Source organism: Epibacterium ulvae, from assembly GCF_900102795.1.
GTDB classification, from domain to species: Bacteria; Pseudomonadota; Alphaproteobacteria; order Rhodobacterales; family Rhodobacteraceae; genus Epibacterium; species Epibacterium ulvae.
This window is the reverse complement of the sequence record NZ_FMWG01000002.1, coordinates 25,388-47,490: the sequence shown is the minus strand read 5'-3', so window position 1 is coordinate 47,490 and position 22,103 is coordinate 25,388. Positions and strand designations below refer to the sequence as shown.

General features: G+C 52.1%; 25 protein-coding genes and 1 pseudogene. 13 read left to right on the top strand and 13 right to left on the bottom strand.

Going from position 1 to position 22,103, the window contains the following annotated elements:
• Positions 1–74 precede the first annotated feature (74 nt).
• Both BLP79_RS02680 and BLP79_RS02675 read right to left on the bottom strand, forming a co-directional pair.
• Positions 75–302 (bottom strand): DUF1150 family protein, encoded by a 228-nt coding sequence (locus BLP79_RS02680; protein ID WP_090215881.1) that lies wholly within the window; start codon positions 300–302, stop codon positions 75–77.
• 4 nt (positions 303–306) lie between these two features.
• Complete coding sequence (locus tag BLP79_RS02675; RefSeq protein ID WP_090215878.1) at positions 307–720, bottom strand: Hsp20 family protein; 414 nt, start codon at positions 718–720, stop codon at positions 307–309.
• 180 nt (positions 721–900) lie between these two features.
• Here BLP79_RS02675 and BLP79_RS02670 point away from each other — a divergent pair, with 180 nt between their 5' ends.
• The 3 genes from BLP79_RS02670 to BLP79_RS02660 all read left to right on the top strand — a co-directional run bounded on the left by BLP79_RS02670 (position 901) and on the right by BLP79_RS02660 (position 2,946).
• Positions 901–1,125 (top strand): YdcH family protein, encoded by a 225-nt coding sequence (locus tag BLP79_RS02670; protein ID WP_090215874.1) that lies wholly within the window; start codon positions 901–903, stop codon positions 1,123–1,125.
• Positions 1,126–1,379: 254 nt separating this feature from the next.
• Positions 1,380–1,868, top strand: a complete 489-nt coding sequence (purE, locus tag BLP79_RS02665) for a 5-(carboxyamino)imidazole ribonucleotide mutase (protein ID WP_090215871.1) — start codon at positions 1,380–1,382, stop codon at positions 1,866–1,868.
• Complete coding sequence (locus BLP79_RS02660; protein ID WP_090215868.1) at positions 1,861–2,946, top strand: 5-(carboxyamino)imidazole ribonucleotide synthase; 1,086 nt, start codon at positions 1,861–1,863, stop codon at positions 2,944–2,946. The genes purE and BLP79_RS02660 overlap by 8 nt, the downstream gene beginning before the upstream one ends.
• Positions 2,947–2,998: 52 nt before the next feature.
• Here the strand turns inward: BLP79_RS02660 and BLP79_RS02655 are convergent, their stop codons facing one another.
• The 7 genes from BLP79_RS02655 to BLP79_RS02625 all read right to left on the bottom strand — a co-directional run bounded on the left by BLP79_RS02655 (position 2,999) and on the right by BLP79_RS02625 (position 9,984).
• On the bottom strand, positions 2,999–4,150 hold the full coding sequence (locus BLP79_RS02655; protein WP_090216895.1) for an alpha-D-ribose 1-methylphosphonate 5-triphosphate diphosphatase: 1,152 nt from the start codon (positions 4,148–4,150) through the stop codon (positions 2,999–3,001).
• Between the two features lie 29 nt (positions 4,151–4,179).
• Positions 4,180–4,932, bottom strand: a complete 753-nt coding sequence (locus BLP79_RS02650) for an esterase/lipase family protein (RefSeq protein ID WP_090215864.1) — start codon at positions 4,930–4,932, stop codon at positions 4,180–4,182.
• A 14-nt stretch (positions 4,933–4,946) separates the two neighbouring features.
• Positions 4,947–5,825, bottom strand: coding sequence for a DMT family transporter (locus BLP79_RS02645; protein WP_090215860.1), 879 nt, complete (start codon positions 5,823–5,825; stop codon positions 4,947–4,949).
• 144 nt (positions 5,826–5,969) lie between these two features.
• Positions 5,970–6,857 (bottom strand): LysR family transcriptional regulator, encoded by an 888-nt coding sequence (locus tag BLP79_RS02640; RefSeq protein ID WP_090215858.1) that lies wholly within the window; start codon positions 6,855–6,857, stop codon positions 5,970–5,972.
• 260 nt (positions 6,858–7,117) lie between these two features.
• Positions 7,118–8,761 (bottom strand): chaperonin GroEL, encoded by a 1,644-nt coding sequence (gene groL / locus BLP79_RS02635; RefSeq protein ID WP_090215855.1) that lies wholly within the window; start codon positions 8,759–8,761, stop codon positions 7,118–7,120.
• Between the two features lie 67 nt (positions 8,762–8,828).
• The gene (gene groES, locus BLP79_RS02630) at positions 8,829–9,116 is read right to left on the bottom strand and encodes a co-chaperone GroES (protein WP_090215852.1); all 288 of its coding nucleotides are present in this window, start codon (positions 9,114–9,116) and stop codon (positions 8,829–8,831) included.
• Positions 9,117–9,309: 193 nt separating this feature from the next.
• Positions 9,310–9,984, bottom strand: coding sequence for a DUF2161 domain-containing phosphodiesterase (locus tag BLP79_RS02625; protein ID WP_090215849.1), 675 nt, complete (start codon positions 9,982–9,984; stop codon positions 9,310–9,312).
• A 111-nt stretch (positions 9,985–10,095) separates the two neighbouring features.
• Between BLP79_RS02625 and BLP79_RS02620 the strand changes: the two genes are divergently transcribed.
• The 9 genes and pseudogenes from BLP79_RS02620 (at position 10,096) to BLP79_RS02580 (ending at position 18,236) form a co-directional block, all read left to right on the top strand.
• Positions 10,096–11,082 (top strand): TraB/GumN family protein, encoded by a 987-nt coding sequence (locus tag BLP79_RS02620; protein WP_090215845.1) that lies wholly within the window; start codon positions 10,096–10,098, stop codon positions 11,080–11,082.
• Positions 11,083–11,186: 104 nt separating this feature from the next.
• Positions 11,187–12,107 (top strand): manganese-dependent inorganic pyrophosphatase, encoded by a 921-nt coding sequence (locus BLP79_RS02615; RefSeq protein ID WP_090216894.1) that lies wholly within the window; start codon positions 11,187–11,189, stop codon positions 12,105–12,107.
• A gap of 128 nt (positions 12,108–12,235) precedes the next feature.
• Positions 12,236–13,111: a TIGR01459 family HAD-type hydrolase gene (locus tag BLP79_RS02610; RefSeq protein ID WP_090215842.1), complete on the top strand. Its 876-nt coding sequence runs from the start codon at positions 12,236–12,238 to the stop codon at positions 13,109–13,111.
• 102 nt (positions 13,112–13,213) lie between these two features.
• Positions 13,214–13,657, top strand: coding sequence for a MaoC family dehydratase (locus BLP79_RS02605; protein ID WP_090215841.1), 444 nt, complete (start codon positions 13,214–13,216; stop codon positions 13,655–13,657).
• A gap of 101 nt (positions 13,658–13,758) precedes the next feature.
• The gene (locus tag BLP79_RS02600; RefSeq protein WP_090215838.1) at positions 13,759–14,691 is read left to right on the top strand and encodes a bifunctional riboflavin kinase/FAD synthetase; all 933 of its coding nucleotides are present in this window, start codon (positions 13,759–13,761) and stop codon (positions 14,689–14,691) included.
• Entirely contained in the window at positions 14,688–15,158 is a 471-nt protein-coding gene (locus tag BLP79_RS02595) for a YcgN family cysteine cluster protein (protein ID WP_090215835.1), read from the top strand. The genes BLP79_RS02600 and BLP79_RS02595 overlap by 4 nt, the downstream gene beginning before the upstream one ends.
• Positions 15,158–16,211 (top strand): annotated as a pseudogene (locus tag BLP79_RS02590) (threonine aldolase family protein). The gene BLP79_RS02595 and the pseudogene BLP79_RS02590 overlap by 1 nt, the downstream one beginning before the upstream one ends.
• A 143-nt stretch (positions 16,212–16,354) precedes the next feature.
• The gene (locus BLP79_RS02585; RefSeq protein ID WP_090215832.1) at positions 16,355–17,374 is read left to right on the top strand and encodes a ribose-phosphate pyrophosphokinase; all 1,020 of its coding nucleotides are present in this window, start codon (positions 16,355–16,357) and stop codon (positions 17,372–17,374) included.
• A gap of 187 nt (positions 17,375–17,561) precedes the next feature.
• A complete protein-coding gene (locus BLP79_RS02580) occupies positions 17,562–18,236 on the top strand; it encodes a YitT family protein (protein ID WP_090215828.1) in 675 nt (224 codons plus the stop codon).
• Here the strand turns inward: BLP79_RS02580 and BLP79_RS02575 are convergent.
• Positions 18,206–18,559, bottom strand: coding sequence for an H-type lectin domain-containing protein (locus BLP79_RS02575; RefSeq protein WP_090215826.1), 354 nt, complete (start codon positions 18,557–18,559; stop codon positions 18,206–18,208). The genes BLP79_RS02580 and BLP79_RS02575 overlap by 31 nt on opposite strands.
• 205 nt (positions 18,560–18,764) lie before the next feature.
• Between BLP79_RS02575 and BLP79_RS02570 the strand changes: the two genes are divergently transcribed.
• The gene (locus BLP79_RS02570) at positions 18,765–19,265 is read left to right on the top strand and encodes a GNAT family N-acetyltransferase (protein WP_090215823.1); all 501 of its coding nucleotides are present in this window, start codon (positions 18,765–18,767) and stop codon (positions 19,263–19,265) included.
• A gap of 21 nt (positions 19,266–19,286) precedes the next feature.
• Here the strand turns inward: BLP79_RS02570 and BLP79_RS02565 are convergent, their stop codons facing one another.
• The 3 genes from BLP79_RS02565 to atpD all read right to left on the bottom strand — a co-directional run bounded on the left by BLP79_RS02565 (position 19,287) and on the right by atpD (position 22,102).
• Positions 19,287–20,141 (bottom strand): DMT family transporter, encoded by an 855-nt coding sequence (locus BLP79_RS02565; RefSeq protein WP_090215820.1) that lies wholly within the window; start codon positions 20,139–20,141, stop codon positions 19,287–19,289.
• Positions 20,142–20,255: 114 nt separating this feature from the next.
• On the bottom strand, positions 20,256–20,666 hold the full coding sequence (locus BLP79_RS02560) for a F0F1 ATP synthase subunit epsilon (RefSeq protein WP_090215818.1): 411 nt from the start codon (positions 20,664–20,666) through the stop codon (positions 20,256–20,258).
• An 11-nt stretch (positions 20,667–20,677) separates the two neighbouring features.
• A complete protein-coding gene (gene atpD / locus BLP79_RS02555) occupies positions 20,678–22,102 on the bottom strand; it encodes a F0F1 ATP synthase subunit beta (protein ID WP_090215815.1) in 1,425 nt (474 codons plus the stop codon).
• Position 22,103: the final 1 nt, after the last annotated feature.

The following is a 22,103-nucleotide window of genomic DNA, read 5'->3' as shown; positions in this document are numbered from 1 at the left end:
CGATTGTTCACAAGGTCTTGCACAAAAAAAGCGGGCACTCACCCGCTTTCCTGTATCGTTACAATGTCATTTAGTTAATGAACTGCGACAGGCGTGTAATCATTTTGTCGCGCTAGCACAAAGGCAAGCCGACGATCTGCAACCAAGGCCAGTTGCTCTCCGGTGTCATTGTGAACCGCATAGAGTTGCGTATGACCCTCAGCGCTGTCTTGCACGTCTTGAGGCAAAGCCGCGACATCAACGGTTTTTACATAAGCAAGACGATTATCATCTGCGTGCGTGTTTTCTTGCGTTGCCTGCATATCGTTACCCCTTCTTGATATTAATTGTCTGCACTACGGTTTCGGGTCGTGAACGTGTCAGATCGACATGTAAAAGGCCATTTTCCATAATCGCCTCTCCAACTTCGACTCCATCCGCCAACACAAACATGCGCTGAAATTGGCGCGCTGCAATTCCGCGATGCAGGAACATACGCCCTTCGCTTTCATCCCGCTGTCGCCCTCGGATCACCAGTTGGCGATCTTCAATCGTAATTGCCAGATCTTCTTCTGCAAACCCGGCAACTGCCAATGTAATGCGGTAAGAATAGTCCGATGTTTGTTCAATGTTATAGGGCGGATAGCCCTCGTTTCCCGATTTGGCTGAGCGTTCCAAAAGCCGTTCCAGCTGCTCAAACCCCAAAAGATGCGGATAGGCACCCAAAGTCAATTTCGACACGTATCTCGTCCTTTATCCAAAGCGACGTCTTTCCTGTACTGGGCCCCAAACGGCGACCCACACCAAAGAATATGGCGAGTTTCGCGGAATTCACAAGGTCATCCCCACCTAGGCCTAGCGAAAAAACCCTTAACAGCGTATAAATAAGGACGATTCATTTTCCTAAACACTGAGTCTCATATGAACGCGCCTACTGAAATTTCGATGAAAACGGATGATGTCCTGAAAGTCGAACTGGAAGTGTTCCGCAGGCAACACCGGGATCTAGACGAGGCAATTATTGCCCTTCAGGAGCGGCCGATCAGCGATCAGCTGACGATACGCCGTCTGAAGAAGCAAAAATTGGTACTGAAAGATCAGATCGCATTGATCGAAGATCGCCTGACCCCGGATATTATTGCCTAAACGCCCCCACTGCCATGGGTGCTTAGGTCCAGAATGGACCGCTTCCATGCTCTGAAACTCTTTTCGTTTCAAAAACCCATATTCGCAAAACATCTATCACGATGTTATCGCCATGCTCTCGATGAACAGCTTTTAGATGCTTTGTCATATTCATCTTTCCTGACGGTCTTGATTCCCCCAGCCATCCTACGGTGAAACCTTGCTATTTAGGCAAAAATGGCTAGAGTTCGCGCTCCTTCCATAGGGGCGTATACATGACCGAGATCAAAGTAGGGATCATCATGGGCAGCCAATCCGATTGGCCCACGATGAAAGAAGCAGCCACCATTCTGGACGACCTGGGCGTCCCATATGAAGCCAAGATTGTATCGGCACATCGCACGCCGGACCGTCTGTGGGAGTATGGCAAAAAAGCTGCCGAACGTGGATTGCAAGTGATCATAGCAGGTGCAGGCGGCGCGGCACATCTACCGGGCATGGTGGCCTCCAAAACACGTGTCCCTGTAGTTGGGGTCCCGGTTCAGACCCGCGCTTTGTCTGGTGTGGATTCACTTTATTCCATCGTTCAAATGCCCAAAGGCTTCCCTGTCGCGACTATGGCCATCGGTGCCGCTGGCGCTGCAAACGCAGGTTTGATGGCAGCCGGTATCTTGGCCCTGCAAGACAAGGACCTCGCCCAGCGCTTAGACGCATGGCGTGAGGCACTTTCTGCATCAATCCCAGAGGAACCCATTGATGACTGACGCACTTCCGACCGGCGCAACCATTGGTATCTTGGGCGGTGGACAATTGGGGCGTATGCTATCTGTCGCAGCGTCCCGTCTTGGTTTTAGAACGCACGTGTTTGAGCCAAGCACAAATCCACCTGCAAGCCATGTTGCGGATCAAATCACATGCGCCACCTATGAAGACGCGGACGCCCTCCGCGCCTTTGCAGGCACAGTTGATGTCATCACCTATGAGTTTGAGAATATTCCGACCTCGGCATTGGACCTACTGGAAGACCTAAAGCCCATTCGTCCGGGCCGTGAAGCACTCCGCGTAAGTCAGGATCGATTGACAGAAAAGACATTCCTTCAGGATCTGGGTCTCCAAACAGCGCCATTCGCCGATGTTCCTGATGCAGCAGGTCTAGAACAAGCCCTGCAAGATATCTCGGCACCCTCCATTCTAAAGACCCGCCGCTTTGGCTATGATGGCAAAGGTCAGGCCCGCATTATGCAAGAAAGCGACGCACCCGCAGCACTTTCTGACATGGAGGGCGCTCCGGCTATTTTGGAAGGGTTTGTCAGCTTCAGCCATGAGGTTTCGGTTATTGCTGCACGCGGCTTATCGGGGGAAGTGTCTTGCTTTGATCCCGGCGAAAACGTGCATCGCGACGGTATTTTGCACACAACAACTGTGCCAGCCCGCCTGAACCAAAGTCAACGTATGGATGCTGTTCTGTTGGCCAGTAAGATATTGAATGCACTTGAATACGTTGGCGTCATGGGCGTGGAGCTTTTTGTCACGCCTCAAGGGCTTATCGTTAATGAAATCGCACCACGCGTCCATAATTCAGGCCACTGGACACAAAATGGCTGCACGGTAGATCAGTTCGAGCAACATATCCGCGCAATCGTTGGCTGGCCCTTGGGCAATGGACAGCGCCATGCGGATGTAATCATGGAAAACCTGATCGGCGATGATATGGATCGAGTGCCCGCTCTGGTGAAACAAGCGGACTGCGCCGTACATCTATACGGCAAATCCGAAGCAAAACCTGGCCGCAAAATGGGGCATGTAAACCGCATTCAGCCCTCTAAACGACCTAATAGATAAGATCTCTGATCAAAGATCATCTACTGAGGCTGCACAATTTGTGCAGCCTTTTTTATTGCATGAACCGTGCAGCCAGATCCCCTGTCAAATAACTAACCCGCCCCTTAGAGAGTGTTGCAGACACGCGGTAGCTCTCTTTTTCTAAAATCAGCAAATCTGCCCGTTTCCCCGGCGCCAAAATGCCCCGATCGTTGAGGCCCAAAACATCTGCAGGCCCTTGGGAAATCAGCTTCCAAGCCCCGGCCAAATCCAACAAACCACTACGGGCAAGCATCAAGGCTGCGCGACGCGGACTTGGATAATGGTAATCTGACGCCAAAGCATCGCAAAGTCCCATAGAGATCAGCTCAAGCGCAGAAACATTGCCATTATGAGAGCCCCCGCGCACCACATTTGGAGCACCAAGAATAATATGATCTCCCCCCACACGTGCGGCTTCGGCCGCTTCAAGGGTTTCTGGAAATTCTGAAATTGTGACACCGCGCGCGCGCCACTTGGCCCGCATATCCGCGCTTTGATCATCATGGCTGCCCAAACGGAGGCCTTGTTTTGCAAGCACTGCACAAAGGTCATCCAATGCGGCGGGCACGTCATCCCGGCGGCGATGCATATCTTGCATCATTGCAAGGTGTACATCAGGGTTACGTCCCGCCTTAAGCGCCTGCCCCACCATGCGTGGTGGCTTCTTGCCAGCAGCAAGACGTTCATGAGGAAGGTGATCGTTGAGCACCACATAAGGTACGCCCCAGTCTTGCACCTTTGCTGGAAGGTCAGCGTAGTCATCCAGCATATGTGTTTCAAACCGCAGCTGTGCCATCAGGTCAGTGACGACGTTCGACCTGACAGATTTGATCGCCGCAAAGACCTGAGCCGCGTAATCTGGAGCACGCAGCCCGCCTTCCCATGAATAAAACTGGGCCAAGACTGCCGTGGAAATCCCATTGGCTGCAAGCTCCGCTTCTGCGGCAAGCACCCCTTCGTCCATTTGCTTCATTGCACCGCGGCGCGGCGCAAGATGGCGTTCGAACCCGTCTCCGTGTACATCAACAATGCCAGGCACAACGATATAGCCGCTAAGATCGACCTGTCGCTTTACCTGTTCAGCCTGAATAACCCCATCAGAGAACGTCAGTGAACTTGCACGTTCAAGCCCTGTCTCATGCAGCACATCAGCCCCGGTGAGGGTCAATTCAAGGTTTGCCATATATCTTGTCGCACCATCCATTACATCGCCTAACGAGCGTTTAGAATCTGGCGCAGGGATTGCCCCCATCTGAGGCTGCTGTCAAATCGTGCGTGTTTCAAAAAGGATAATACCTGCGCAATAACAACAGGATCATTCATCATATAAGTATGGGTCACTGGCAGCGTGATATGCGCTTGCATCCCAGCGACATAGGTACTTTGAACCGAAACTTTTCCGTCATCGGTTCCTGGAATCACACTTGAAAACAAAGGGTTGAAACTGCGCCTTCCCGCAATGACGCCAAGTTCAAACTGCACCGGTGGGAGAGAGCTTGGAAGGCTGTCGACATCCGTGCCCAGTTCTGCTCCCGCCGGACCATTCAGGCGATCAAACAACCACCAATCTCCAAAACGATCCACAACTTCGCTGCCATGATTGGGCGGGGCAAGCATCACCACCCGTTTAAGATGAAGCTCTGGATTATCCTCTAACCAGACACGTAACAATATCCCTCCCATTGAATGGGTCACTGCATAGGTCGGCGCAGAACCACACTGGGCCAAGGCCCTGGGCACCACAGTGCGGCTCAACTCTTCTACCGAAAATTTGGTTGAAGGATAATTGGGTCGCACCACCCGGTACCCCTGCTCCTCCAATGCTATTTGCATAAAGGTAAAAGAGGCCTTGGTCCGCGCCAGACCATGCAAAAGGACCACGCAGTCCTTTTGAGCTGCATGAAGCTGTATGGGCGCACAAAGCACAACACCAGCGATGAGTGACAACAAAGACCGTAAACGCATGTCTACAGATCTAGTTAGCCCGCGTGCTCATTTGAAGAGGTATGTGGCGATGCTAAAGCGCGCGGTGAGCGGACCACAAGCGCGATCCCACCTAAGACCAGCACTGACCCGAGGATCAAGTCAAACCCAATGGGTTCACGCAACACCGCTGCACCAGCCAAGATGGCGATCACAGGAACGCTCAATTGTATTGTCGCTGCGACTTGTGGCTGTAATTGAGGCAAAACACGGTACCAGAGCGCATATCCCAAACCCGATGTCAGCGCGCCAGAAATTACCGCAAGCACAACACCAGCAAGGGTCATGACCTGCCCACCATCCGCAAGATACACGATGGGCAAAATTAAAACCGATGCCCACAAAAAATTCATCCCGGTTGCAACCAAAGGATCCCCATTGCCGCGCCCCAGCAGACTGTAAATGCCCCATCCTAAACCACTCATGGCCATTAACCCAGAAGCCCAGAGATCAACACTCACGTCCTCTTTCGGCCAAACCACGTAGGCCAGACCAATCAGAGCCAGTGCAGCGCCTAAAAGCTGAATGGATGTGCTGCGCTGACCAGTGAATGCCCCCCAGGCAAACATGGTGATTTGCACCACCCCAAATAGGACCAAAGCCCCCAAACCAGCATCCAAATCTTTATATGCCAGAGAAAACCCAACCATATACAGGGTCAAAGCTGACGCCCCTGCAAGGCTTTGCTGCCATGGCTGTACAATCAGTTTTCTCTGTATCTGACAAAGTAAAAGCAAAGCCGCTGTCCCAGACAATAGTCGCACAAGTCCAAAACCGGTTGCGTCCATCAGATGATTGCCAATGGCGGCACGCCCTAAAACTGAATTTGCAGCAAACGCAAGCATGACAATACATGTCAGAAAAACCAGACGCATCTTGAACCTCCTGTCAGGCCTGGAAAATCGATGTAGAAGCCTGCCGTATCGGCCCGAGCGGTACCACTTCAGAGTGACCCCATGCAACGCGCCGCACTGCTTTGTGAACGAAATTACTGCCTGATGTTATGCAGGAAGCACGCTTTAACCTTGCTGTGCTCCAATCGTTCGATCATCAAGCACCTGTGCGATTTCACGCGCTAGTAAAGTGCGCAGCGTTTGAACCTCTGGCTTCGCAGCATTGCCCCTCATGCTCAAAATCGACAACGTTAAAGGTGCAACATCTGCCCCTTCCAAAGGAACCAGTACTGGATCGTTGTCTCCGATGAATCGTGGCAAAATGCCAATGCCCCGCCCCGACTTCACAGCTGTTACCACCGACAAAAGATCATTACACACAACACGCCGTGTGGTTTTACCGCCGGGCCAGACCAGATCTGGCACGTTCAATTCAGCTGCTTCTACTGTGAAATGGCTTGGCGTGTTTGCACGCGTATTTGAACCAAGAAGGCTACGATGCGCATAAAGCGCAAACCGCACGTCCCCAATCTTGGCTCCAACAGCATCAGCCTGTCCCGCACGCCCAAGGCAAAGAGCAAGGTCGCAAGTGCTGTCCGGTTTAGCGGTGACCCCTTGCAGGGTTTCAAGCTTGATAGGGATGTCAGGCAGTTTTGTCTCAATCCGATACCACAGTGGCAACAACAAAAATTCGAAGAATAAGTCGGGACAACTCAATACAAGCGGTACAGGGGTATTCTTATCGGCCCTCTCACCCACAGTTCCACGTTCTACCAAATTTACAATACTGCGTGTTTTTTCAACCAACCCTTTGCCCGCATCCGTCAAAACCCAGCGCGGTGTACTGCGATTGACCAAAGCTGCCCCTATGCGGGTTTCAAGTTGATCAACCCGCATTTCAACAGCATCATTGCTAATACCCAAGAGACGAGACGCACCAAAAGATGACTTCGCCTCTCCAACAGCGAGCAACACGGCGAGATCCCGCCAGATATCCGGCTTTAACTGATCCATAAGGAAAGCTTAGCGCTCAACCGTCAGCTGTGCCAACAGTAGATTTAAAGCCGATACCTATGGTGCGTGATATCAACACCGTTTTTTTTGTGAACTTCACGCCAAAGCCACATTGCTATGCATCGCTCAGATATTTTTCTGACCGCACCTGAAATGCGCGCAGATCAGGGCGCGATTATTCAGTTTCGAATTATACGCATCCCTAACAAAAAGAGGCCGCCTTGCGGCGACCTCTTCATATCCAAAATGGATAGGTCAGCTTACATCATGCCGCCCATGCCGCCCATGTCAGGCATGCCGCCTGCAGGTGCCGCGCCTTCTTTGGCTGGCTTGTCTGCAACCATTGCTTCGGTGGTGATCAGCAGACCTGCAACCGATGCCGCATCTTCCAGAGCGGTACGCGTTACTTTTGCAGGGTCGATCACACCAAAGGAGAACATGTCGCCATATTCTTCGGTTTGTGCGTTGAAGCCGAAAGATGTTTCAGAAGATTCGCGAACTTTGCCCGCAACAACTGCACCATCAACACCTGCGTTTTCAGCGATCTGGCGCAGAGGCGCTTCGATGGCTTTGGACACGATCTTGATACCAGCGTTCTGGTCAGCGTTTGCACCTTCCAGACCGGCCAGAGCTTTACCAGCCTGAACCAGAGCAACACCACCACCAACGATAACACCTTCTTGCACGGCCGCACGGGTCGCGTTCAGAGCATCGTCAACACGGTCTTTGCGCTCTTTCACTTCCACTTCGGTCATGCCACCAACGCGGATCACAGCAACACCGCCTGCCAGTTTGGCAACGCGCTCTTGCAGCTTTTCGCGATCGTAGTCGGATGTGGTTTCTTCGATCTGGGTGCGGATCTGTGCAACACGCGCTTCGATCTCAGCTTTTTCACCAGCGCCGTCCACAACAGTGGTTTCGTCTTTGGTGATCTGAACTTTCTTGGCCGTGCCGAGCATGTCCATTGTAACAGACTCAAGCTTCATGCCCAGATCTTCAGAGATCACTTGACCACCGGTCAGGATCGCGATGTCTTGCAGCATGGACTTACGGCGATCGCCGAAACCAGGTGCTTTAACAGCTGCGATTTTCAGGCCACCGCGCAGTTTGTTCACAACCAGAGTTGCAAGCGCTTCACCTTCAACATCTTCCGCGATGATCAGCAGAGGCTTTTGCGACTGAATAACTTGCTCAAGCAGTGGAACCATTGGCTGCAGCGAAGACAGTTTCTTCTCATGCAGCAGGATCATGCAGTCTTCCAGCTCTGCAGTCATCTTGTCAGCGTTTGTGACAAAGTAAGGGGACAGGTAACCACGGTCGAACTGCATGCCTTCAACAACATCGGTCTCCGTTTCCAGACCTTTGTTTTCTTCGACGGTGATCACACCTTCGTTGCCAACACGCTGCATTGCACCTGCGATTTGCTGACCAATTTCAGCTTCGCCGTTTGCAGAGATGGTGCCAACTTGTGCAACTTCAGCAGAGTCAGCCACTTCGCGTGCCATCTCTTTGATGCCTTCGACAACTTTGGCAGTTGCCAGATCGATGCCGCGCTTCAGGTCCATTGGGTTCAGACCAGCTGCAACCTGCTTCAGACCTTCTTTAACGATCGCTTGCGCCAGAACGGTTGCGGTTGTTGTACCGTCACCCGCTTCGTCGTTGGTGCGAGAAGCAACTTCTTTCACCATCTGCGCGCCCATGTTCTCGAACTTATCTTCCAGTTCGATTTCTTTCGCGACAGATACACCGTCTTTGGTGATGCGAGGCGCGCCGAAAGATTTTTCCAGAACAACGTTCCGGCCTTTGGGGCCCAAAGTTACTTTAACAGCATCAGCCAGTACGTTTACGCCGGCCAGCATACGGTTACGGGCATCGGTGTCGAATTTGACGTCCTTAGCAGCCATGTTCATTTCTCCTTTGAGAGATAAATTCAGTAATGCGTTTTCAAGAGATCAGAGAAGCGAGGTGCGCTTACTCGATGATGCCCATGATGTCGCTTTCTTTCATCATCAGCAGTTCTTCGCCGTCGACGGTGACCTCAGTGCCGGACCATTTGCCGAACAGGATCTTGTCGCCTGCGTTCACAGCCATTGCGATCAGCTCACCGCTGTCCTTGCGCGCGCCTTCGCCAGTTGCGACGACTTCACCTTCGGAAGGTTTCTCTTTTGCGCTATCGGGAATGATCAGACCACCAGCGGTTTTTTCTTCGCTTTCGGTGCGACGCACCAGCACGCGGTCATGAAGCGGTTTCAATGCCATCTTTGCAGCTCCTTAGGCTCAAAGGTTGTTATCCAAACATCCAGCCCGCCCTTATCAAGCAGCGCAGCCAGATCATTATCACTCACCTTCATTGAGTGCTAACGCCGAGGAAGCTATGATTAGCAACACGGCCTGTCAACCGCCGGATGTAAGATTTTTTAAGGGAGAGATTCTGACCTTTTCGCCCGCTCTTTCACCCCGTCTGCGCATCGCTTTCCGCCCAGTCCTTCAGCCCTTGACGCCCCGCATCCGTAATCTGATAAACCCCCAGCCCTACCCGTTCAAACCAGCCATAGTGGTTCTTCGCCATCAACTGCGTTGCTTTAGGCACCTCAGCGGCTTTGGCAACAACGGCCCCCTTAGAGGCTCCATATTCCACCAGATAGGTGGCGCAACGCAGCGCATCCTGACGGTAGGCTGTCACGATACCATGTCGCGTTGCACCGCCCGCATTTGGATCCCCGCGAAGACGGTCAAATTCCCGCAAAAGCCGTTGTTGTTTTTGTTTGGATTTACGGGGGGCATAGGGTCCGGGATCGCAATGTACCTCGCAACGGTTATCAGGAAGAACAGTAATAAGACCAAGCCCAAGCCGACGACACAGAGCTAAATTGTCTTTTAAGGTTCTGCGGGCGCCCCGTCCGCCGGGCCGTGGCACTGCGATATAAACGAGATCCGTCACAGCTAGGCGCGCAATCGCCTGATGGAACAAAGCTAGCGAAAACCGCAACTTAAGTTCAACGATGACAGCCGGTTCTTCACCGCGACGCGCCATGACGTCCACAGCCCCCACTTCTCCTTTTACGGTATAGCCCTGACGTTCGAGCAATGTTTTTATTGGGGGATAAAGCTGATCTTCACGGTCCATATGTGATGCTTGGCAGGTTCACTTCTTCATGACAAGTGCGCTTTGACTTGCATTTTGAGACCGGGCGTCGCTAGCTCGATCACACCCACCCGATTTATAATGTTGACACTCATGATCAGACTCCTTTCCTTTCTCACGGCCTGCTTGCTGGCCACGCAGACCTACGCAAATTGCAGAGGCGTCGATTATCGAGAGCATTTGCCCACGCGGGTTGAAACCTGGCTCGAACAGCAAATGACGGCGACACCTTTTGCAAAGGGCAATCACTGGATTGCGCGCAAAGGAAATAAGACCTTACATATTATTGGCACGATCCATGGAGGCGATGCACGCCTATCACGCATCATGAGAGGCCTGCGCCCGGTGGTTGCGCAGGCTGACGCCGTCTATTTCGAGGTCACATCCGCCGACATCGGCCCCGGTTTTGAAGCGCAGCTTCTCCAAAATCCACAAAACTTCCTTTTACCAAATGGAACCACGCTTGAACGCTACATGTCAGCAGACGGATGGATGAAATTCAAAAGCTGGGCTGCAAGCATGGGGCTGGATCTAACTGTCGTGGCTCGCTTGCCCCCTTGGATGATCAGCTCCTTTGTCGTGCAAAGTGGCTGCAGAGCATTTGGGTTTGGCAATCAGCGTGGTCTGGATGATCGGATCGAACGGTTTGCAACGCGTAAGCAGATCCCAATTGCTGCGCTGGAAACTGTTGGCACCGGACTTCAGGCACTGACCAGAATTCCGCTACGCGATCAGGTTCGTTTATTGGAAAATGATCTTGAACGCATTTTGACCAAGATCCCCGAAGATGCGACAGCGGTAGAGGCTTACTTCGAGCAAAGCACCTGGCAAGCTTTTTTGCTACAGCACTGGATCGCAAGCCAATATTCAAAGTTCTCACCCGCGGAAACCAAACGTCTGCATGACAGCGTCAACGAAAGCCTGTTGGATTGGCGAAACCGCCTCTGGCTTCCACAGATTCTCGATATTCCTGAAGAAACAGCTGTCGTCGCTGTCGGGGCCGCCCACCTCCCCGGCAGGAATGGAATTTTGAACCTGCTAAAACAGCGTGGCTTCACGTTGTCCACTGCTCCGTTTTAGCAACAAGACACCAGAACAAACACACATCTCTGTGAACAGGTGACAAGCCTCAAATGCGGGTCTATAAGGCCCGCAAATTCGACATTTTTCCCAAGGAACACCTGATGACTGTCCAGATTTTTGGCCATAAATCCCCTGATACTGATTCCACCGGCTCCCCTATTGTGTGGTCCTGGTACCTGAATGAAGTTAAAGGCGTTGCCGCAGCTCCTAAGCTTTTGGGCGAACCCAACACCGAAGCTGCATTCATGTTGGAACGCTGGGACTTTGAAAAACCCGAGATCATTACAGATGTTGAAGACGGGACACCTGTAGTGATTGTTGACACCAACAACCCAGCAGAACTGCCTGCAAATATCAACGGTGCAGACGTGCAGGCGATCATCGACCACCACAAATTGGTTGGTGGTCTGGAAACAAAAGGCCCAATTGATATCACCATCCGCCCATTGGCATGCACTGCAACCATTATGTACGATCTGATGGGTGATGACGCCGCCAAGATGCCAGAAGCAATCAAAGGCGCAGCTTTGACCTGCATTCTGTCAGACACGCTTGAATTCCGCTCACCAACCACCACAGATCATGATCGCGCCATAGCTGAGAAACTGGCCGCAGAGCTTGGTTTGAATATTGCGGACTATGCCGCTGAGATGTTTGCAGCGAAATCCGATGTTTCTTCATTCTCGGACGCAGAACTCATCCGCATGGATTCCAAAGAATATGAGGTCGACGGCACCAAATTCCGCGTCTCTGTTCTCGAAACCACGGCACCTTCTGTTGTTCTGGATCGCAAAGCCTCGATCATGGAGAGCATGACTGCTGTTGCAACCGAAGATGGCGTTGATCAGGTATTGCTGTTTGTTGTCGACATCCTGAACGAAGAAGCCACCCTTCTGGTGCCCAATGATTTGGTGAAAACCGTTGCCAAAAAATCTTTTGATGCGGATGCATCAGGCGACGCAGTGGTTTTGCCAGGTATCATGAGCCGTAAAAAGCAGATCATTCCGAACCTCAAGGTCTGATCCCTGCACAATCTCTTGAAAAAGGCGCTCTTAACTTAGGGCGCCTTTTTGTTGTACGGCTTTCACTGGCAAAAAAGCCTTCGCTCTGCCATAGCTGCGCTATTGGATACACAGCCAAAGGTCCGGCCATGACACAGATCGTCACCTCTCTCTCTGACATATCTCATCAGTACAAAGCTCTCTTTGTTGATCTCTGGGGCTGTGTACACAACGGCATTACTGCCTTTCCTGATGCCGTTGCAGCGTTAAAAGCCTATCGTGCACAGGGCGGTATTGTTGTTCTTGTGACCAACTCTCCCAAACCGCGCGCAGGTGTGGCCAGCCAACTTGCGCAGTTTAATGTGCCTGCGGATGCTTATGACACAATTGCAACCTCAGGCGACAGCGCGCGCTCAGCGATGTTTACCGGTGCTGTGGGCCAAAAAGTCTACTTCATGGGGGAATGGGAGCGCGACGCAGGTTTCTTTGAACCTTTGAATGTCATTCATAACCCCGTCGATATTGCGCGCGTCCCCCTCAAAGAAGCAGAGGGCATCGTTTGCTGCGGCCCATTTGACACCCAAGCTGATCCAGACATCAATCGCGCAGATTTTCTATGGGCCAAAACACATGGCCTGAAACTGTTGTGTGCCAATCCAGATATCGTTGTCGATCGTGGAGAAACCCGTGAATGGTGTGCGGGAGCACTTGCCAAATTGTACACGGAAATGGGCGGGGAAAGCTTGTATTTCGGCAAACCTCACCCCCCGATTTACGATCTTGCCCGCCGCCGACTAGCTGAAATCACAACCGGCATCACAGACGACGATATTCTGGCGATAGGCGATGGTCCGCACACCGATATTGCAGGCGGTATGGGCGAAGGCATCGACACCTTGTTTATCACCGGCGGCCTTGCAGCCAGTGAGACAAAGACATCAGTCCAGCCAGACCCAGAGGCTCTGAAAACCTATTTAGACAAGGAAAAATCGGCACCGACCTACAGTATTGGGTTTTTACGCTGATAATTTCCACCTTGATTTTCTGCGCTTGCGAAGTAATAAAGTTTCCACAAATAGACTTCGTGAGCCTTAAAGTTTCAAGGCGACCTTTATCAGGAGGCCAGAATGTTGGACAATCTGCCGCGCGGAACCATCTGCATTGAAGACATCGAAATGGGAATGGTGCGCTATATTCGCAAAATTGTGACCGATGAGGATATTCAGAAATTTGCCGAAGTCTCGACAGATCGCAATCCAGTTCATCTGGATGAAGACTATGCGCAAGACACAATGTTTCAGGGCCGTATCGCCCATGGGATGCTGACGGCTGGTTTAATCTCAGCTGTGATCGGCGAACAACTGCCCGGTCATGGCACGATATACATGTCCCAATCCCTGAAATTTCTGGCCCCCGTCCGCCCCGGCGACATGGTGCTCGCAGAGGTAGAGGTCACCGATATCAAGATCGACAAACGCCGGGTTCAACTGGACTGTCGCTGCATCGTGGATGGCAAAAAGGTCCTTGTTGGCGAAGCAACCGTCATGGCTCCGTCGCGAAAGTTCGACTAAACTTGCAAAAGCCGATGATTCAAAAGAGCTGCGCTGTCTTTTCTCAGCGCGGCCTTTGCAGAACGCTTGCCAGAACGCGCCACGCCGGGTAGGCACCCCCTATGCGTATCATCCGTGATTATCAATTTGTCGAAGCCCAGGATCGGGGCGCCAGTGTTGCCATCGGCAACTTTGATGGCGTTCACTTAGGCCACCAGTCCGTAATCGACCTCGCGCGTCAGGCCCAGACTGATGCACCGCTTGGGGTGATGACGTTTGAACCGCACCCGCGTGCGTTCTTTGCTCCCGATGCTCCGCCGTTTCGCCTGATGTCCGCTGAAGCGCGTGCATCGCGGCTCGAAAAGCTTGGTGTTGAGCGTCTGTATCAGTTGAATTTCAACGGGGCCCTCTCTGGCCTTGCACCAGAAGATTTTGCCAGAAACGTAATTGCAGAGGGCCTTGGCCTAAGGCATGTCGTTGTCGGAGCCGATTTCTGCTTTGGCAAAGGCCGCAAAGGCACGGTCGAAAATCTTCAAGCCTTTGGGGATGCAATGGGTTTTGGTGTAACAATCGCGCCTTTGATGGCACAATCAGACACCACCGTCTCATCTACCGCAATCCGTGATGCACTCAGCGCGGGCCGCCCCAGAGATGCTGCAGCGATGCTGGGTCATTGGCATCGAATCGAGGGAGAAGTTATTGGCGGAGAGCAACGCGGGCGTGACCTCGGCTTTCCAACAGCAAACATGTCCATTGATGGGCTTCACCCGCCCAGATTCGGTGTTTATGCGGTTCTAGTCGACGTATTGGATGGCCCCCATGCGGGCAGCTATCACGGTGCTGCCTCGGTTGGAGTACGCCCGATGTTTGATGGCGACCATCCCAACCTTGAAACCTTCTTGTTTGATTTTTCGGGCAATCTCTATGGCGCGACCCTATCTGTGGGGCTGATTGAATTCCTACGGCCAGAACTCAAATTTGATGGGTTAGACGCCTTGATCACGCAAATGAATGCAGATTGCGATCAAGCCCGAAATATACTGACTTCACTATGACAAACCAGATCAACCGCACAGGACTTGCAAAACGGTTCTGGGAGAAAAAGCCGCTCCACAAACTAAATCAGCAAGAATGGGAAGCCCTTTGCGATGGCTGTGGAAAATGCTGTCTGAATAAACTGGAAGACGAAGACAGCGGAGAGGTCGTACTGACACGCGTTGCCTGTCGTTTGCTCGATGATCAAAGCTGCCAATGTACGCAATACCCAATCCGTCACCAATTTGTGCCGGAATGTATCGTTCTAAAACCTGACAACTTGGACACACACGCCTATTGGATGCCGCAGACCTGTGCCTACCGCCTGCTTTGGCAAGGCAACCCCCTGCCCGATTGGCACCCGCTGCTGACCCAAGATCCCGAAAGCGTCCACGCAGCAGAAGTTTCAGTACGTGGTTGGACAGTTTCTGAATTTGAAACGCCCATTGAGGAATGGGAAGAGCATATTATCGAGGAACCCACCTGATGTATTTCGCCTCTGACAACTCCGGCCCTGCTTCCCCCGCTGTAATGACAGCCCTGATAAAGGCCAATGAAGGCTATCGGATGGGGTATGGCGCAGACACGGAAATGGAGGAGGTGCGCGCGCGCATCCGTGCTGAATTTGAAGCACCCGATGCCGCCGTTTATCTAGTAACAACCGGTACAGCGGCCAATGCCCTAGCCTTGGCCACATTGGGACAGTCCTGGCAAACCGTTTTTTGTACTGCACCCGCACACATTCAACAGGATGAATGCAATGCGCCCGAGTTTTTCACAGGCGGTGCCAAACTCACATTGGTGAGCCCCAATGCAAAGATGACCACAAAAGAACTTCGCAGCGCAATAGAGGCCGAAGGAACACGCGGCGTGCACGGGCCGCAACGTGGTCCTGTCTCGATTACGCAAGTGACAGAACACGGAACGGTATATTCGCTTAATGAATTACAGGCGCTTTCGAGCGTGGCAAAAGAATATAATTTACCTGTCCACCTGGATGGTGCCCGCTTTGCGAATGCGTTGGTCGCCCTCGGATGCACACCTGCAGAAATGACATGGAAGTCGGGCATCGACGCTGTCAGCTTTGGTGGAACCAAAAACGGCCTGATGGGCGTTGAAGCGGTCATTTTCTTTGATCCAAAACATGCCTGGGAATTTGAACTGCGCCGTAAACGCGGAGCGCATCTGTTGTCGAAACACAGATTTCTGTCGGCGCAGATGCTGGCCTATCTCACTGATGATTTGTGGCGCGAAAATGCCCGCAGTGCAAACGCACATGCAACCACCCTTGCAACTGGTTTAAAACAATGCGGCGTTGAACTTGCCTACCCCCAAGAGGCCAATCTGGTGTTCCCCCGCATGTCACGCAGGATCCACAATGCGCTTTTGGATGCAGGTGCCGTTTATCATCTGTGGGGAGGCAGCCTTGAAGGCCCCTCAGACGAAGTGATCACCGCGCGGTGTGTCTGCCGACTGGTCCACTTCAAAGGAGGCGGTCCAGTCCTTTCTAGAACTGCTCAAACGCGTGACAATCGCCTAATGCATAAAACGAGGCGATCAGAATTAATTTAAAAGTCTGTCACCTTAACGCTCTTAAAACTATGCGCGCCCAGCCTCCCGTGTTAATCGAAGCGCGTTACACGAATCTGTCACAAATGCCATTGCTGTCGGGGATATCAGCCAATGCCAACTTTGAACGAACCTAAGCTTATCGCTGGGAACGCAAACCGCCCACTCGCCGAAGCCATCACCCGCCGCATGAGCCTGCATCGCGGTATGGACCAAGGGCTGCTTGATGCCCGTGTCGAGCGCTTCAACGACGGTGAAATCTTTGTCGAAGTGTATGAAAATGTCCGTGGCGAGGACATGTTTATCATTCAACCAACTTCAAATCCGGCAAACGATAACCTGATGGAACTGCTGATCATTGCAGATGCTCTGCGCCGATCTTCTGCCCAACGTATTACAGCCGTTATTCCATATTTTGGCTATGCCCGCCAAGATCGACGCACCAAAGCACGCACACCGATTTCGGCCAAACTGGTGGCAAATATGCTGGTAGAAGCCGGGATCGAACGCATCCTGACAATGGATCTGCATGCTGCGCAAATTCAGGGCTTTTTCGACATTCCTGTCGACAACCTTTATGCATCGCCCATCTTTGCCTTGGATGTGAAAAATCAATTCTCCGACCGTATGGATGAATTGATGGTTGTCTCACCTGACGTTGGCGGCGTTGCACGTGCCCGTGAGCTAGCAAAACGCATCAATGCACCATTGTCTATTGTTGATAAGCGTCGCGAAAAACCAGGCGAAGTCGCAGAGATGACCGTTATCGGCGACGTAACAGGTAAAACCTGCCTTATTGTAGATGACATGGTCGATACCGCCGGCACGCTTTGCAAGGCGGCACAGGTGCTCTTGGATAACGGTGCAAAAGAGGTCCATGCATATATCTCACACGGTGTAATGTCCGGCCCTGCTGTTGAGCGTGTTTCCAGCTCTGTCATGAAATCCCTTGTTCTGACAGATACGATTCAACCGACAGATGCGATCCTTGGAACGCCCAACATTCGCATCCTGCCGACTGCGCCTTTGTTCACCCAAGCCATCATGAACATCTGGCACGGCACCTCAGTTTCATCGCTGTTTGAAGACAAGACGCTTGTGCCAATTTATGAAACGCTTGCAGGCGGCAACTAAGCGACAAAAACATAATGCATTGCATTTAGAAACACCCGGCGGAAACGGCTGGGTGTTTTTGGTTTGGACACAAGGCTTGTCTAAATTTCGAGCACAAACGCAATTATACCTTTGGGAATGATTGCATACACATAGTTGCCAATGTAACTGGAGGGGAAACTTCTCTTTGCTTTTGGCGAACTTCGTTATGAAATTGCTTTCTACCTTTGACTTTCAGGGACTTGTGACAGGCGTCTTGCTCTGCAGCATAGGTATTCTTTTCTTGAAGGGAGCCGGGTTGGTGACCGGCCAAACAGCAGGGCTGGCGTTGCTGCTCTCTTATGTCGTGCCATTGGGTTTTGGCCCGTTGTTTTTTATCTTGGGTATTCCGTTTCTCGTTCTTGCGCTGCGCCACCGTGGGCACGTTTTTGCTTTTCGCACCGTATTTGCTGTGTTGGGGATTTCCGCCGGCGCACAAATACTGCCCCTGCTTGTAAACTTTGACCACTTGAACACGGCAACCGCGGCGATCTTGGGTGGTGCATGCAGCGGTGTGGGCTTGGTCGCAATCTTTCGACACAATGCCTCCGCAGGGGGAATGACCATTCTAAGCATCCTGATCGAACATCGTACCGGATTAAAGGCAGGCTGGTTTCAACTGGGCGTGGATGGTGTCGTCTTTACTGCCTCTGCATTTGTATTGGCTTTTGATCAGCTCGTCTATTCAGCCATCGGTGCAATGGTGACCAATCTTATCATCGTCTGGAACTTTGATGTCGCCCAAAGCGGCACAGGACGCCCCGGCTATGGCCGCCCGGCCAATGATGGCGCCTTTGACAGTGTACAACCTCCTCAATCGACATCGTCCCAGTCGTCTTCATAAGGCAGTTCCCCAATTGCCAACCACGAGGCCCTGATACGGGCGATACGGCTATCACCCCAAGTTTTGAACACGATCTCGAACTGAGACTTAGTGATATTCTCCGCCAAAATTTCCGCACGAGCCGTGACTGAAGTATCGATATCCCACAGCGACACTGAAATCTGCACAGAAGGCGTGGACGCAAAGCTATCGCTGAACAGTACAGTGCATCGCTTCTCCCGTTGCCCATGTCCAGTCCACATCTCTCCCCCTTCTTGGAAATCTGAAAAGACCAATACATCCCCTTGGTCAATGCCCGTACGTGGATTACGCAATCGCTTCATGAAATATCCTGAGATCACCTCAACCGTATATCAGGGTATGAAAGCCACTGCGCTGAAATGCAAGAGAGCATGAGAACGCTAAAATTTGCGACATCTTTGCACACCCTTTAACCTACTTCAGGATCACGCTCATTTCTGAGTTGTTGTTGTTTTCAAAGAAAGCCACGCTCACGTTTGAGTGAGTTTTTGAACGGCGACGGCAGCAATGTACATTAGGAAGGCAGTTGAAGCAGACGCATCAGCGCTTGCAGCTTTGTCGATCGAAGTTTGGATCAATACGTATATCCGCGAAGGCATAGATGCCCATTTTGCCGATTATGCCCTAGCCGAATTTTCGACTGCCAAATTCACCACCGCGTTAAACGATCCAAATGAGGTGTTTCTGACCTCTCAAAACAGTGTCGGAATTGACGGCTATATCCGATTATCCTTCGATCGCCCTGCCCCTGTTCCTGGCTGTCATGAAACCGAGATTTCAACGCTTTACGTACAACCCCGCCATCAAGGCAAAGGAATTGGCGCTGCATTACTAGAGGCCGCTCTTAAAATATGCAGAGAACGTGGCAATCGCAGCCCCTGGTTGCTGGTTAATTCCGAAAATGACAGCGCACTCGAATTTTATCACGCCAAAGGCTTTATGACAGTGGGACAGAGCTACTTCGAAATCAAAGACCAATCCTATCGCAATGACGTTTTGAGCCTGTGATCACAGGCTCACAGTAGCAGTCTAAGTTCGGGGCGTAAGGAGCAAAATCACAAACCCAGACGCTAGGATCAACGCCAGCCCTGTCCATGCAACCCAGTCTGGCCAATCACCAAACGCCAGTCCTCCGATTGCGGTGGCCGTCAACAACTGGGTGTAGGTCAAGGGCGCAATTAAGCTCGCCTCGCCGCGCCGATTTGCCAGTACCAACAGAAAGTTCCCACAGGCCGATCCTGCAGCGCTGAGGAAAATTAATCCCCATACGGAAACATTACTTTCAGGCCACGCCGCCACTCCAGCAAAAGGTGCAAGCACAACTGTACCGATGATCAATTGAGACATAAGTAAAAATCGTGGACGAACCTGTCCAGCGATCCATTTGGTCATCACAAGATAGCCACCGTAGAAACATCCTGCAGCCAGCGCAAACATCATGCCCGTTGTCATCCCAAGGCCGGGCTGAACAACCAGCATGACACCGAGAAACCCAACAGCAAACGATATGCTGCGCCAGCTGCTTGGGCGCTCGCCTAAAAACACGATAGCAAGAATATAAGAGACAACTGGCCCAATAAAGAACCCGCCAAATACGTTGGCGATAGGCTCGGTACGTAACGCGGTAAGGATACAGCAAATCCCGCTTAGGATCAGCATCGCCCGTAAGATAATCGGCCATCGCCACAAATCACGCAACTCAGACGCGCGCAATCCGCTAACAGGCAAAAGAAGCAAAGCACCTAAAGCAAAGCGAGACCAAGCAACAAAAAAAGGATCCGCGCCATTGGCAGTCAGCATCTTGCCCGCTGTATCCCCCAGCACGACGCAAGAAACTGCTAGAAAGACCAAGCCCGCCAACCGAGTAAGATCAACTACAGACATTCACTCCCTCGAAGCTCTAAACCTTGTTTATCAAACCACTACAGCACAAGCTGAAATGAAAAAACCGGCCCTCATTACGAAGGGCCGGTCTCAAAAACATTTATCAGCACTCGCTTACAACGCGATATGGGTGCCTAACGCTTCCATATCTGCCAGCAGCTTAGCTGCATCGGTGACCAGATCATGCTGTTCGTTGTCGACCGCAGCCTTATGAGCAGCGCGCGCATCTTCGATCAGCGTGTCGAGCTGTTCACGTGTCAACTCGGAGGTCGGAATCGCTTTCTCAGCCAGAACCGAAAGGCCCTCAGCGTTTATTTCAGCAAAACCGCCTGTGACCACGTAATCAGTGTTTCCTTCAGGGCTTTCGACCTTCAGGAGACCCGGACGCAGGGTGGTGATGGTTGGTGCATGCAACGGCATCGCTGTCATGTCACCTTCCGCACCAGGGATCTGGACCGCTGTCGCCTTAAGCGAAGCCAAGCTTCGCTCAGGGCTGACAAGGTCAAATTGCATGGTATCAGCCATTAGGATACTCCTTAGGCTGCTTCAGCAGCCATTTTCTCGGCTTTTGCGATCACTTCGTCGATACCGCCAACCATGTAGAAGGCGCCTTCAGGTAGGTGATCGTATTCGCCAGCCACAACAGCTTTGAATGACGAGATAGTGTCTTCCAGCTGAACCTGAACACCGTCAGAACCGGTGAACACTTTGGCAACGTCAAACGGCTGAGACAAGAATCGCTGGATCTTACGTGCGCGGGCAACGGTCAGTTTGTCTTCTTCTGACAATTCGTCCATGCCGAGGATCGCGATGATATCTTGCAGCGACTTATAACGCTGAAGGATCTGCTGAACGTCGGATGCCACTTTGTAGTGCTCTTCACCAACGATTTGCGGGTCCATCAGACGCGATGAGGAATCAAGCGGGTCAACCGCTGGGTAGATGCCCAGCTCAGAAATCGCACGGTTCAGAACGGTCGTCGCGTCAAGGTGCGCAAAGGTGGTCGCAGGTGCAGGGTCGGTCAAGTCGTCCGCAGGCACGTAAACCGCTTGGATCGAAGTGATCGAACCGTTTTTGGTAGATGTAATGCGTTCCTGCATCGCGCCCATGTCGGTTGCCAGAGTAGGCTGATAACCCACCGCCGAAGGAATACGACCCAGCAGAGCCGAAACCTCGGAACCCGCTTGAGTAAAGCGGAAGATGTTATCAACGAAGAACAGAACGTCGGAACCGGACTGGTCACGGAACTGTTCCGCCAGGGTCAGACCCGTCAGAGCAACACGGGCACGCGCACCGGGAGGTTCGTTCATCTGACCGTAAACCAGAGCCACTTGCGACTCTTCTAGGTTGTCCGGCTTAATAACGTTGGATTCGATCATCTCGTGATACAGGTCGTTCCCTTCACGAGTACGCTCACCAACACCCGCGAACACCGAATAACCGGAGTGCACTTTTGCGATGTTGTTGATCAGTTCCATGATCAGAACGGTTTTACCAACACCCGCACCGCCGAACAGACCAATCTTACCACCCTTAGAATAAGGTGCCAGCAGGTCGATAACCTTGATACCTGTTACCAGAACTTCTGAAGCAGTGGACTGCTCAGCAAACTCGGGGGCTTCCTGGTGGATTTCGCGGGTTTCGGTGACCTTCAAAGGTTCACCTTCGTCCACGGGCTCACCAACAACGTTCAGAATACGACCCAGGGTCGCGTTCCCAACAGGGATGGTGATCGCTGCGCCAGTGTCGACGACTTCTTGACCACGAACCAGACCTTCGGTCGCGTCCATTGCGATGGTACGAACGGTGTTTTCACCAAGGTGCTGAGCAACTTCCAGAACCAGGGTCTTGCCGTTGTTTTCGGTGGTGATCGCGTTCAGAATTGCGGGCAGTTGGTCGTCAAACTGGACGTCCACAACGGCGCCGATGATCTGAGTCACCTTACCTTTTGCGTTTGCCATG